General features: G+C 57.3%; 14 protein-coding genes and 2 pseudogenes. 11 read left to right on the forward strand and 5 right to left on the reverse strand.

Annotated elements, in window-relative coordinates; translation table 11 throughout:
• The first annotated feature begins 12 nt into the window (after positions 1–12).
• A complete protein-coding gene (locus JNO11_RS06605; protein WP_033771398.1) occupies positions 13–864 on the forward strand; it encodes a substrate-binding domain-containing protein in 852 nt (283 codons plus the stop codon).
• A gap of 31 nt (positions 865–895) precedes the next feature.
• On the opposite strand, the gene JNO11_RS06610 is transcribed toward JNO11_RS06605, so the two are convergent.
• Positions 896–1,063, reverse strand: a complete 168-nt coding sequence (locus JNO11_RS06610) for a hypothetical protein (RefSeq protein WP_010246480.1) — start codon at positions 1,061–1,063, stop codon at positions 896–898.
• Between the two features lie 193 nt (positions 1,064–1,256).
• On the opposite strand from JNO11_RS06610, the gene JNO11_RS06615 reads away from it, so the two are divergent.
• Complete coding sequence (locus JNO11_RS06615) at positions 1,257–1,457, forward strand: DUF6404 family protein (RefSeq protein WP_010669807.1); 201 nt, start codon at positions 1,257–1,259, stop codon at positions 1,455–1,457.
• A 34-nt stretch (positions 1,458–1,491) separates the two neighbouring features.
• On the opposite strand, the pseudogene JNO11_RS06620 reads toward JNO11_RS06615, so the two are convergent.
• From JNO11_RS06620 to JNO11_RS06635, 4 genes and pseudogenes are all read right to left on the reverse strand, one after another.
• Positions 1,492–2,998: pseudogene (locus tag JNO11_RS06620) on the reverse strand (SulP family inorganic anion transporter).
• Positions 2,999–3,137: 139 nt separating this feature from the next.
• A complete protein-coding gene (locus JNO11_RS06625; RefSeq protein ID WP_010246474.1) occupies positions 3,138–3,398 on the reverse strand; it encodes a biofilm/acid-resistance regulator YmgB/AriR in 261 nt (86 codons plus the stop codon).
• A 390-nt stretch (positions 3,399–3,788) separates the two neighbouring features.
• Positions 3,789–4,197 (reverse strand): annotated as a pseudogene (locus JNO11_RS06630) (DUF2000 domain-containing protein).
• Between the two features lie 41 nt (positions 4,198–4,238).
• A complete protein-coding gene (locus JNO11_RS06635) occupies positions 4,239–5,087 on the reverse strand; it encodes an AraC family transcriptional regulator (protein ID WP_325177091.1) in 849 nt (282 codons plus the stop codon).
• A 145-nt stretch (positions 5,088–5,232) separates the two neighbouring features.
• On the opposite strand from JNO11_RS06635, the gene JNO11_RS06640 reads away from it, so the two are divergent.
• The 9 genes from JNO11_RS06640 (at position 5,233) to JNO11_RS06680 (ending at position 12,779) form a co-directional block, all read left to right on the forward strand.
• Positions 5,233–5,664, forward strand: coding sequence for a MarR family transcriptional regulator (locus JNO11_RS06640; protein WP_010669811.1), 432 nt, complete (start codon positions 5,233–5,235; stop codon positions 5,662–5,664).
• A 2-nt stretch (positions 5,665–5,666) separates the two neighbouring features.
• On the forward strand, positions 5,667–7,352 hold the full coding sequence (locus tag JNO11_RS06645) for an MFS transporter (protein WP_029518976.1): 1,686 nt from the start codon (positions 5,667–5,669) through the stop codon (positions 7,350–7,352).
• Positions 7,349–8,443 carry an HlyD family secretion protein gene (locus JNO11_RS06650; RefSeq protein WP_050680302.1) on the forward strand — a complete coding sequence of 365 codons (1,095 nt, stop codon included), beginning with the start codon at positions 7,349–7,351 and terminating at the stop codon, positions 8,441–8,443. Before JNO11_RS06645 ends, JNO11_RS06650 begins: the two co-directional genes overlap by 4 nt.
• Entirely contained in the window at positions 8,443–9,825 is a 1,383-nt protein-coding gene (locus JNO11_RS06655) for an efflux transporter outer membrane subunit (RefSeq protein ID WP_050680309.1), read from the forward strand. The genes JNO11_RS06650 and JNO11_RS06655 overlap by 1 nt, the downstream gene beginning before the upstream one ends.
• Before the next feature lie 272 nt (positions 9,826–10,097).
• Entirely contained in the window at positions 10,098–10,481 is a 384-nt protein-coding gene (locus tag JNO11_RS06660; protein WP_325177649.1) for a hypothetical protein, read from the forward strand.
• 231 nt (positions 10,482–10,712) lie between these two features.
• The gene (locus tag JNO11_RS06665; protein WP_325177092.1) at positions 10,713–11,444 is read left to right on the forward strand and encodes a beta-ketoacyl synthase chain length factor; all 732 of its coding nucleotides are present in this window, start codon (positions 10,713–10,715) and stop codon (positions 11,442–11,444) included.
• Complete coding sequence (locus JNO11_RS06670) at positions 11,437–12,237, forward strand: lysophospholipid acyltransferase family protein (RefSeq protein WP_022625895.1); 801 nt, start codon at positions 11,437–11,439, stop codon at positions 12,235–12,237. Before JNO11_RS06665 ends, JNO11_RS06670 begins: the two co-directional genes overlap by 8 nt.
• A 13-nt stretch (positions 12,238–12,250) precedes the next feature.
• A complete protein-coding gene (locus JNO11_RS06675; RefSeq protein WP_010669816.1) occupies positions 12,251–12,508 on the forward strand; it encodes a phosphopantetheine-binding protein in 258 nt (85 codons plus the stop codon).
• A gap of 16 nt (positions 12,509–12,524) precedes the next feature.
• A complete protein-coding gene (locus tag JNO11_RS06680; protein WP_010246453.1) occupies positions 12,525–12,779 on the forward strand; it encodes an acyl carrier protein in 255 nt (84 codons plus the stop codon).
• Positions 12,780–12,781 lie beyond the last annotated feature (2 nt).

A 12,781-nucleotide genomic window follows, 5' to 3' on the forward strand; every position in this document is an offset into this window, starting at 1 on the left:
GAATTAATGCCAATGATTACACCTTCCACACCTGACTTAACTGAACCGGCGGCCCCTCCGGTTATCGGTGTTGTCGCCAGTCAGTTGCTCAATCCGTATCAACAAAAAATGCTGGACGAAGTGATGCGCCAGCTTAACGCGCGCGGTGTTATCTCGGTGCTACTGAGTGCCGAAACCGACGTCACACTGACCGCACTCATCCGGCAGGCTACACCACTCGGGCTGCGTGGTTTGCTGTTACTCCCCGGTAACCGCGTTACTGATGCCTGCAATTTGCCAGTGCTTCAGATTGACGCTGAGCCTGAACTGCAGGCGGATGCACTGCGGGCGGGTGAGGTGACAGCGGAATTATTGCTTAAACAAGGGCATCAGCGGTTTGGCTTTATGCAGGCTCAGCCAGGCGAACTGGCGCAAAAACAGGGCTATCGCGCCTCTCTACTGGCGTCGGGCACGGCGTTGAACGCCGAACTGACTGTGGGCAGTGATAATCGTGACTGCGCTTATCAGGCGATGATGTCTTACCTGAAAAAGACACGTGCTGCTGAGCGTATCCAGGCACTCTTCTGTGAAAGCGATCTGATGGCCTTTGGTGCAATGCAGGCGATTCGGGATTTTGGTCAGGGTATCCATCTGGCAGTGGCAGGTTTTGGCGATAGTGAAGAAGCCCGCAGCTCAACCTGGCATCTTACCAGCTGGTCACCTGACATCCGGCAGATCGCTGGCCGCGCGCTGGATCGCTGGCTGGGACAGCAGGCAGGCAACAGCAGTGCTGAAGAGCAGGGGCAATTACAGCGGCGTCACTCTCACGCAGGCAAAGTGCTGCCGGGTGAGATGTCAGCCTGCGGCTGCGCCTTCCGGCATTAACCAGCCCGCAACGCAGGCTGGCAGAATAATGTCAGGCCTGCGGTTGTCCTGCCGGGCCGCTGCCGCCGGGTGCGCCCACCGGCTGCTGCCCGCCAGGTGGTGGCGGTGGCGGGGCATCTCTGCCCGGTGGCGGCGGTGCACAGGCCGTAAGCGTGGCGAGGATAGCCAGTGTGGATAACAGATAAGCAGTACGTTTCATCGTAATTCCCCGATCAGGTAAGCGGAACGTTGAGTATAGAGAATCGCAACAAAATCGCCTGGACAGGGCTAAATCATCAACACGCATGGCAAATTGTCGACGATTATTTGAGACGCCTCGCAACTCGTGCATGCTGACAATGCGTTTCAGGCCGGAGCGCGCTAAGGTAGCGCTTCATTTAAGAGGAGTCGTTATGAATGGCATGATGAAGTTCGTCCGCGGGTGGCTGGTGTTCTCTGTACTGTGGGGCGTATTCATGTGGTTTATGTCATGGCATCAGCAGGGCAAAGAGCCTGGTCTGGCGATTCTGACAAGTCTCTACGCCGGTTTAATCTACCAGGCGCTGATTACGATGGTTGGACGCTACCGCGCGCGGCGGCAACAGGCTGAGTGAGTTCTGCTGCCGGAGAGGCAGCAGAACGGCGTTTTTAGCCGAAATTACCGGTCAGACGCTGATGGAAGTCCGTGCTGCGTGGGTCCAGCCCCTCAATGGTCACCTCTGCACCATAACGCTGATAGCGATACTCAATGCCATCCAGCGCCGCGACGCTGGACGCATCCCAGATCTGCGCGTGCGTTAAATCGATAGTGACCTTTTTAGGGTCATGGCCATAATCGAAATGCTCGAACAGGTCGTTGCTGCTGGCGAAAAACAGCGGGCCGCGCACCACATAGCGCACCGACTCGCCATCTTCGCTCAGCTGACGCTCCGCATGAATAACGTGCGCAATACGGCGGGCAAACAGCAGCATAGCCAGGATTACCCCAGCCAGAACGCCCAGTGCCAGATTACCTGTCCAGACAGTCACCGCTACCGTCAGCACCATAATCAGCGTCTCTGACCACGGCATACGTTTCAGGGTAGCGGGTTGCAGGCTATGCCAGTTAACGGTTTTCACGGCCACCACCATCATGATCCCGGCCAGTACCACCATCGGGATTTGCGCCATAATCCGGCTCAGTCCGGTCACCAGTAACAGCAGCACCAGACCGGCGGCCACGGTGGAAACCCGGCTGCGCGCCCGGCCCAGTTCAACATTGACGATGGTCTGACCTATCATCGCGCACCCGGCGATACCGCCATAAAAACCCGCCAGAATATTCGCCACGCCCAGGCCCCAGGATTCACGACGCTTACTGGAGGGGGTATCGGTCAGGTCATCGACCAGTTTGGCGGTCAGCAGTGACTCCATCAGCCCGACAAAGGCGATGCTCAGGGCCGTGGGCCAGATAATCTGCAGGGTCTGCAGGTTAAGTGGCACCAGCAGGCTGTTAAAACCGGGCAGACCGGGACTCATCGGCCCTTCATCGCCCACGTTCGGCATGCGATAGCCCATTAGCAGCGCGACGGCAGTCACTACCACAATGGCAACCAGCGGTGAAGGAACACTTTTTATCAGACGCGGCAACAACAGCACGATAGCCAGTGTGACGGCAAAGAAGATCCACACCAGTGATGATTGTCCCCAGACGTGCGGCACCTGAGCAAAGAAAATCAGCACCCCGAGCGCATTCACAAATCCCAGCATCACCGAGCGGGGGGATATAACGCATCATGCGCGCCAGGCCGGCCACACCAAACAGAATCTGAATGACGCCGCCCATCACCACCGCGGGCAGAATATATTCAACGCCATGCAGATGGACCATCGGCCCGATAACCAGCGCCACTGAACCCGCAGCCGCTGTTACCATCGCCGGACGTCCGCCCAGTATCGACAGGGTCAGGCAGAGCACCACCGAGGCGACGAGGCTGACTTTAGGGTCTACACCGGCAATAACGGAAAAGGAGATCACTTCAGGGATCAGCGCCAGCGCGGTAATCACCCCGGCCAGGCATTCGCGGGTCAGCAGCGCAGGCGAACGCAGAACGCGCCCTACACTGATATCGCCCGCCACAACGTCGGTTGCGGCAATATCATTGGTTTGAGTCATAAAGGATTGCAGGCTCTTTAGTTATTTTGCTCCCGCGCGAGGGGCGGGAAGATCAGGATAAACAGTGAGGGGCAGATAGTACCGGGCGACTGGCGAAGATACCAGAAAAAGGCAGATGACTCCTTCCGTGGAGTCGATGCTACAGTGAAAAATCGTCCGGGGTTTTATGGACCACCAGTTCAAGCAGCTGTCGGTAGATATCCAGTAATTCCCTGTCGCTTTCCAGCTCCAGCCGATGAATAAGCTTTGAGATAATCGCTTTATTGTTCACTGGCATGCCTGACTGCAAAATTTCTGCAACCAGGATACCCAGCATCTCCATCTCGCTGGCGGGTTTATTGGCGGCAGGATTAAAATAATCAGCAATTTCCTGATTGGTCCGGGGAAGAATATATTGCATGTGTAAGCCCTTCAGAACAGCCCGATTCCGGTTCGGATGTCAGGACAAAAGCGATCAAAAAAACCACCGCATGGACAGATGCGATGGTACCAGTGTCACAAATTGAACAGAAAAAATAACCTCTGAAGGTGGAAATCCACTGACACCTTCAGAGGCGACGCAAGTGCATCATTCGTTACAGAGTCGCATGACAACTCGTGGCAGTAAACTTATACAATGAAGCCCAATCTGTACAATCGGATTCTTTAACAAAGTGTGCTATTTGACACTTATCAGCAGCTTATAAGGACTATTCCGAAACGAAAGCTGTACAAGTAACCTGTACAAACGGCGGGGCCGAGGGGCGGGAGGGGAAAAACAGGAAGCCATGACCAGCTTCCCGCAAAAAGATTAGCTGAATAGCGCCAGTTTTGCCGTCAGCTTTCGCAGGGCTTTTTTTATCGCCGACGATGGCGACGCCCAGCAGGCGCCACTGCTGACGCGGTTGCTGTCGCAGGACGGCGCTCAGCGCCTGATAATCGGTAGTGGTCTGGCCCTCTTCCGGAAACAGCACCAGATCGTATTCAGCCTGTTCGCACTGTTCCCGCAATGCACTGAGCTGTTCATCAGTCGCGGCCAGCACCGGAATCCCGGTAGTGATCAAACCGGGAGAAGGGCGCCTGTCAGCATCCTCCAGGGTGTCGCCAATCAGCGCCGGATGTCGCTGTCCCAGGGTTAATGCCATCACGGCGGCAGCATTGGTGGCTTTGCCAGGCGGCAGAGCGGCATTGAGTATCATTACACAGCGTGGGTCTTGCATTGCGCTTCTCCTGACTAAAAAAACGCATTGTGGCAAGTGGCTTAACCCAGGTCTGGAAGATTTGTGCAGGCGTGCTGATAACGGGAAGGGGTAAGCTGGCAGGCGCGTTTGAACCAGCGGCCCAGGTGACTCTGATCGGCGAAACCCAGCGCGGCTGCCACATCGGCGACGGGCTGGCCCTGCGCCAGCTGACGACGCGCCTGGCTCAGCCGCCACTGCACCAGCCAGGCGTGGGGCGGTAAACCCCAGTGAGCCTGGAACAGGCGCGATAACCGGAAGCGATCCACCTGCAGGTGCTGCGCCATCTGCTCCAAGCCGGGATTATCCGCATGATGGGCAATCAGCCAGTCACGCGCCTGCAGCGCCAGCCGCGCATCTTTATCCGGGGGCTGAGCGGGCAGTGACCACTGCCGGTGCGGGATGAGCTGACCAAACATCCGGTCCAGCGCCGCCTCTTTGATGATGGCGGGATGGTTGTGCCACAGCGCATCAAACGCATGCCAGACGGCATAAGCCAGTGGACGCTCGTCGCGCAGCGTGGCGGCAAAACGTAGCTCACGCAGTGAGGGTTTATCAGCCAGCATCGGAGCCAGGTGCTGCGCAATCTGCTGCGGTGAAAGATAGAGCATCCGGTAGGTAAAACCGCTTTCGTTGATGGCATCACCGTCATGCAGCTCCTCCGGCTCCAGCATAAAGACCGTGCCTGGTCGGCTCTGATGCTGTTTGCGCCGCGAATGAAACTGCTGTACACCTCGCTCGGTCACGCCAATCAGATAACTGTCGTGCCAGTGAGGATCATAGGCGTGTCCGGTAAAATGGGCGCGTAGCGCCTCAATACCGCTGACGGCGTCACGGCGCAGATCGACCCAGTTTGCTGATGCCTGTTTCATGTTATCCGGCTCCCGGTTGCGGCCTCTGGACATTCTGCCGCGATCCACTAATTTTTAACAGACCGGACGCTTTTCATTGGCGTTTCGCTTTGCGTATAATAACGTCACCACTTAATTAGAACTCTTACTATTAGGCTGCTAACATTTGTCTCAGCACACGCGTACCTTTACCCACTTATTGCATCTGACCGCACATGCCTGGCGCCTGGCGGTGGATCGTCACCTTAAAGATAGCGGCTTAAGCATGAGCAGCTGGATGGCCATCGGGCTGATTGCCAGTGAGCCGCAACGCATGACCCAGACCGAGCTGGCACAGCTGCTGGGGCTGGAAGATGCCAGCATGGTACCGCTGGTGGATCGGCTGGTGAAACAGTCACTGCTGATGCGGGTACAGCCGCCAGAAGATCGACGTAAGCGTCACCTGGTGCTGACTGATAAGGGTAACGAAGCGTTCGCCAAAGTGAAAACCGAGGCTGACGCACTCCGTACTGAAATGCTGGCCGATATTGACCCTCAGGATCTGGCCGTGACCGAGCGCGTATTGCAACAACTCCTGAGCCGCATGGGAAGTATGTAGCAGTGGCAAAGCGAAATCCCTACGCTGCACGCGAGTGGTTGCCGCACGAAAAACCGATGCTGCCGGGATCGCCCTCGACGCCGCTGCATCCGATGCCAAAACGCCTGGCGTTTGGCCTGATCGGTTTACTTATCTCGCTGACCGGTGCGCTGAGTAACGCGCTGGTCACGGCGAATCTGGTCAACCTGCAGGGTACCTTTGGTGCCTGGTCGAATGAGATTGCCTGGCTGCCCGCGGTCTACGTGATGGGCAACATCTCTATTAACCTGCTGCTGGTCAAATTCCGCCAGCAGTTTGGCCTGCGTGTCTTTACCGAGGCGTTTCTGGTGCTGTATGTACTGGTGGCGTTTTTCCATCTCTTCGCCAACGATCTCAGTTCGGCAATCATTGTGCGCACCGCTCACGGTATGGTGGCTGCGGCGCTCAGCTCTCTGGGCATCTACTATCAGGTACAGGCCTGGCCTGCGAAACATCGGCTGAAAGCGCTGGTGATTGGCCTGACGGTATCGCAACTGGCTATCCCGCTGGCCCGCTTATTCTCTTCGGAATTGCTGCAGCTCAACGAGTGGCGCGGCCTCTATCTGTTTGAACTCGGCCTGGCGCTGATTGCGCTGGGCGGGGTACTGCTGGTGAAACTGCCACCGGGCGATCGCATCAAAACCTTTGAAAAGATGGATTTCGTCACCTTTATCCTGCTGGCACCCGGTATGGCGCTGCTGTGCGGCGTACTGACGCTGGGCCGTATTGAGTGGTGGTTTACCACGCCCTGGCTCGGTATCTGTACCGCGATCGCCCTGACGCTGATTGTCGCTGCGATTGTCATTGAGCATAACCGGCGCAACCCGCTGATCAATACCCGCTGGCTCAGCAGCGGCATGATGGTGCGGCTGGGCATTGTGATGATCATGATCCGTATCGTACTGGCGGAACAGAACACCGGTGCAATCGGCTTTCTGCAGCAGATTGGCTTGCAGAACGATCAGATGCGCGGTCTGGCGCTGGCGATCATGGCCGGGGTTATTGCGGGCATCGCCGCCAGTGCGCTGACTATCAAGCCCAATCATCTCAACTGGCCGATTGTTACCTCGCTGGTAGTGATGATTATCGCCTCGCTGATGGATGCGCAATCCAGTCCACTGACCCGCGCCAGCAATATGTATTTCAGCCAGTTTCTGCTGGGCTTCAGCAGCGCCTTTTTCATGGCGCCCGCGATGCTGATGGGCATTGGCAGCGTGGTGACTCAGCCGAAAAATCTGGTGAGCTTCGTGGTGCTGTTTGGCATGAGTCAGAACCTCGGCGGGCTGATCGGCTCGGCTATTCTTGGCACGTTTCAGGTCTGGCGGGAAAAATATCACTCCAGCCTGCTGGGCGATCAGCTCTCACTGCTCGATCCCAACGTCACCGAACGGCTCAGCCAGTATAATGCGCTGTTTAATTCGCTGGTGGGTGACGACGTTCTGCGCGGCGCGCAGAGCACCAGCCAGTTACAGGTAATCGCCACGCTGCAGGCCAACGTGCTCGCTTATAACGACACCTACCTGTTAACCGCTGCGCTGGCACTGGTCACCCTGATGTGGGTGATCTGGCGTTTGACCCGTCGTCGTTATCTTGACTGGCGCCAGGCGCAATTTAACCTGCGTGAGCAGCAACAGCTGGCCGCATTACAGGAATCAACGGAGAAACAATGAGTCAGCAGGATGAGCTTCATGCGGCGGAACGCGAACGCGCGAATCGCCGCCGTATTCTTTCTATCGCCGCAGGCAGCGGCATTGTGGTGATTGGTGTACTGGTTATTCTTTATGCCTGGCAACTCTGGCCCTTCACCAGCGCAATACAAAGCACCGAGAATGCCTATGTGCGCGGTCAGGTGACCTTTATCAGCCCGCAGGTTAATGGCTATCTCACCTCAGTCGAAGTGATCGATCTGCAGCCAGTGAAAAAAGGGCAGTTGCTGATGACGATTGACGACCGTATCTATCGCCAGCGGGTGCATCAGGCGCAGGCGCAGCTGGCGATGAAGCAGGCGGCGCTGAACAATAACCTGCAGCAGCGTCGCAGCGCAGAAGCGACCATCCAGAGCAATAAAGCGGCACTGGAGAATGCCAAAGCACAGGCGCTGAAAAGCGGCTTCGATCTGAAGCGTGTCGAAAATCTCACGGCGGATGGATCCCTGTCAGTGCGTGAGCGCGACGCCGCCCGGGCCGCAGACGCCCAGGCGCAGGCACAGGTTCGTCAGGCTGCGGCGCAGATCGCCGTCGCCCAGCAGAATCTGCAAACCGTCATCGTTAACCGTGACGCACTGAAAGGCGATGTCGACAGCGCCCGCGCCGCGCTGGAGCTGGCGGAAATCGATCTGGCGAATACCCGGATTACCGCGCCCGATGATGGCCAGCTCGGCCAGCTGGCGGTGCGCACCGGCGCCTATGTCACGGCAGGTACGCGCCTGACCTCGGTAGTGCCTAATCACAAATGGATTATCGCGAATCTGAAAGAGACCCAGCTGGCAAATATTCGTCCTGGCCTGCCGGTGACGATTCGGGTCGATGCGCTGGATGGCAAACGCTTTACGGGTCAGGTTGAATTTATCTCTCCGGCCGCAGGCTCAGAGTTCAGCGCGATTTCGCCCGACAACGCCACCGGTAACTTCGTTAAAATTGCGCAGCGCATTCCGGTTCGCATCCGCATCAATGACCAGGATATGCATCAGTTACGCCCGGGTATGTCGGTCGAAGTCAACATCGACACCGCCGCACAACCCGCTGGTGAGGGTGCGCCATGATGCGGCGCGGCTTAATGGTAAGCGCACTGGCACTCCTTCTGACCGGCTGTGCCACGCAGGTTGAAAAGGCACCGGCCTCTCTGCCGATCCCTGACGCCTGGCGCAATAGTGTCGGGCCATCTGCTGCACCGGAGGCGGAGTGGTGGCGCGCTTTTCATGATGAAAATCTCAACCGGCTGGTGACGCAGGCGCTGCGCAATAACCCCGATATCCTCACGGCGCGATCCCGGGTTGACCAGTATCGCGCCCAGCTGCGCGCCACGCAGGGCGATAACTTTCCGACCCTGAGCGCCGGTGTGGCCGCGACCCGGGAGCGTACGCTCTCGTCAGTGACGGGCCAGCCCTATGAAACCGATATTTTTCAGGGCTTATTACAAGCGAACTACGAGGTCGATCTCTGGGGAGCACGCAGCAGTAGCATCACCGCATCGCAGGCGAGTTTAGCGGCGCAGCAGGCCGCTGCGTCTGCCGCCGAGCTGACCATCGCCAGTTCGGTGGCGTCAGGTTATCTCAACCTGTGCGCGCTGGATGAGCAGTTACGGGTCACGGAGGCAACGCTGGCGACCCGCAACAATTCGCTGAAGCTGGCACAGCGTCAGTTTGAAACCGGCTACACTTCCAGGCTGGAGTGGATGCAGGCCGCCTCGGAATATCAGTCGGCCAAAGCGCAGATGCCCCAGTTGCAGCACCAGATCACTCAGCAGGAGAATGCGCTGAGTCTTCTGGTGGGTATGAACCCGCGCAGCATCGCCCGTCGTCAGCAGTTTGACCAGATTGCACCGCAGCGGATGCCGTCACTGCTGCCATCAGAGCTACTCAATCGCCGTCCGGATATTGTGCAGGCTCAGCGCCAGTTACTGGCCGCAGATGCCAGCCTGGCATCGTCGCACGCTAAGCTGCTGCCTGGGCTTAACCTCACCGCGACCGGCACCCTGCAGAGTTCGGTGCTGCACCAGCTCGCGGATGATCCGTTCCGGCTGTGGAGCGTGGGCGGCAGCATTCTGGCACCGCTGCTGAACCGTGAAGCGCTGACGGCGCAGGTGGATGTCTCAATGGCGACGCGAAATCAGGCACTTTATGGCTATGAAAAAGTGGTGCGCAACGCCTTCTCGGAAGTTAACGATGCAATAGACGCTATCAGGCAGCGTGAGGCACAACTTCAGGAGCTGCAAAAGCAGGAAGCCTATGTGACGGAAGCGCTGCGCATTGCCCGCAATCGCTATCAGAACGGCTACGCCTCCTATCTGGATGAACTGGATGCGCAGCGCACCCTGTTTTCAACGCAGCTGAATCGGGTGACTGTCAAAAATAACCTGCTGCTGGCGCAGATCGATCTCTACCGCGCGCTGGGCGGTGGCTGGACACCCGCCTCCACACAGTAATCCCCAGACCGATCCAGCCGCAGCCAGAGTTTCTGCGGCCGGGATCGGCCTCTGCGCTGTCGCGACGACTGCGCATATCCCCCCGCTTTAATCCCCCCAAATAACCCCCTAAAACCCATGCATACTTCTGCTTACCTGTCTTTACATTCGGTGGTATCATGCGCGGGTTTTAAGCCAGCCAGATGGAAAAGCGCACTGAAAGCTTAGCCTGCGCGAGACGGATTATCCGTTTAACTTACTGATATAAAAATAAAAGAAGGGATTCATCATGAATAAAAAAAACTATTTTCGCACTGGCCGTGGTCGCTGCGTTATTAACCGGCTGTGCGCGCACTGCGCCGATTCATAACGTGAATCAAACGCTCACTCAGCGTTACAGCGACAACCAGATGAAACTGGCGATCATTGAAGCGGGTATTGGCCGGAAATGGGTCATGACTCCCGTTTCGCCTGGCGTGATCAATGGTCGTCTGGCCCAGCGTGATTTCGTGGCGACTATTCGCATCACGTATACCAGCCAGAACTACCGCATCGATTATGTCAGCAGTGAGAACCTGAAAGCGGGGCAGGGCGAGATCCACAATAACTACAACCGCTGGATTGCCAATCTCGATCAGGATATTCAGTTACGACTCTCTGCTCTTGCCGCTCAGTAATGCGTGCGCTGTCGCAATGATGTGTCGACAGCCGATCAAAGCATAAAAGATCTCCGGCAGCCGGCCGACAAATCAGATGAGCTGCTATTGCTGAACCACTGAGTAACCCTCTACCGTGAAGGCCTGATGCGGAATCGGCAGAGGGTTTCCCGGACGCACTTTTTTTGCAGAGGGCTGGGGTGACGCCCCGATGAACGCTGACGCCACACATATGACAAAAAGAGTGTTGAGATGAGACTCGCTTACTCACTGGTCGACTGGCAGGCTCTGGCTCCGGGATTACACGGGGGCGAGGGCTGGCAGCACTGGGCGCAACAGGGCATCGTCATAGACCCTAAAGAGGCGATGGCAAAGCCGCAATTTTTACCGATGATGACAGCACGTCGTCTGAGCGGCGGCAGTCGTGCGGCGGTAGAGTGTGGGCTGGCGCTGCTTGCGCGTCAGCAGGTTGACGCTATCGTGTTCACCAGTCGTCACGGTGAACTGGAACGTAATCTGCGTATCCTCACAACCCTGGCCGATCAGCAGTCTATGTCACCCACGGATTTTGCCATGTCGGTTCACAATTCGGCGGTCGGCAGCCTGACTATTGCAGCCAAAGCACCACTAGTCTCCACCTCAATCGCCGCCGGAGTCGACTCGTTTCAGCAGGGATTGATCGAAGTCAGCGCGCTGCATCAGGCGGGTTATCAGCAGGTACTGCTGGTCGATTTCGACGGCATCGTGCCTGACTACTATCTGCTGTGGCTGCCGGAACAGCGTGTGAACTTTCCCTATGCGGTGGCGCTGCTGCTGCGCCCGGGCGACCAGCTGCACTGCACTGGCCGTGCTGGCAGAGAGGAGAGGGCAGAAACAGGGTTACCGCAGAGCCTGCGCTTTCTGCAGCAGTGGCTGGCGGAATCGCCCTCCTTCAGCCTGTCGGGCGAACGCCTGACATGGCACTGGGAGAGACATCATGGCTGATTGTTCACAACCGGCGCACTACACCGGCAGCCGCATGAACTATTGCTGGCGGCTGGTGATGACGGCGGTGAGTTTTACGCTGTTTGGCATAGGCGGGCTGCTGCTGTCGCTGATTGGCTTCAATCTGCTGCTGCTGGTACAGCGCGATTCGCTGCGCCGCCGCCTGCTGGCCCGACGCGCTATCGCCTTTAGCTTCCGTTGCTTTCTGCGATTCTGCCGGATGACCGGGGTCTATGACTACCGGATTGAAGGCGCAGAGCTGCTGCAACAGGATCGCGGATGCCTGATTGTCGCTAATCATCCATCACTGATCGACTACGTGATGATCGCTTCGGTACTGCCAGAGATGGATTGTCTGGTTAAAGCCGATCTGCAAAAGAACCCCTTTATGCGTGGGGTGATCCGCGCCGCGGACTATCTGATCAACAGTGAAGCGGAGACGCTGTTGCCGGACAGTCAGCAGCGACTGGCGCGCGGCGACAATATCCTGATCTTTCCGGAAGGCACCCGCACCCGCTACGGTCATCCACTGACTCTGCAGCGCGGGGCAGCCAATATTGCGGTGCGCGCCGGATGCGATCTGCGTGTGGTTCACATCACCTGTAGCCAGCGTATGCTCGATAAACAGAGCCGCTGGTATCAGATTCCGCCGGTTAAACCACTGTTTACCGTGCGTGTACAAACGCGAATCGACAGTCAGTCGTTTTGTGAAAGCAATCCCGATGCGCAGCCGCTGGCCGCGCGTCGCCTGACCCGCCATTTACAGCAGGCGCTGGTCCCCCAGAACAGGTAAGACGAAAACCGGTATGGATTCATTAATTAACGATATCAAACAGATGATTATCGACACGCTGAACCTTGAAGATCTCAGTCCCGATGATATAGAGACCGACGCTGCACTGTTTGGCGACGGACTGGGGCTGGACTCGATTGATGCACTGGAACTTGGCCTGGCAGTGAAAAATCGCTACGGCGTGGCGCTGTCCGCTGAGAGTGAAACCCTGCGCGCCCACTTTTTCTCTGTTGCGACGCTGGCTGCGTTCGTCAACCAACAGCGCGGCTGAAAGCGGAGACAACCTTATGATGAACAAAGAACAGATCTATCAGGAAGTGGCTTCGCTGCTGACCAGCCTGTTTGAAATTGCGCCTGAGGATATCCATCCCGAGGCACGTCTGTATGAAGATCTCGAACTCGACAGCATTGATGCCGTCGATATGGTGGTTCATCTGCAAAAACGTACCGGCCGTAAAATTAAACCGGAAACCTTCCGCGCAGTGCGCACCGTGCAGGATGTGGTGGATGCCGTGGAACAACTGATGCGCGAAGACGCCTGATC

Source organism: Pantoea sp. 1B4, assembly GCF_016925765.1.
Classification (GTDB): Bacteria; Pseudomonadota; Gammaproteobacteria; order Enterobacterales; family Enterobacteriaceae; genus Pantoea; species Pantoea agglomerans.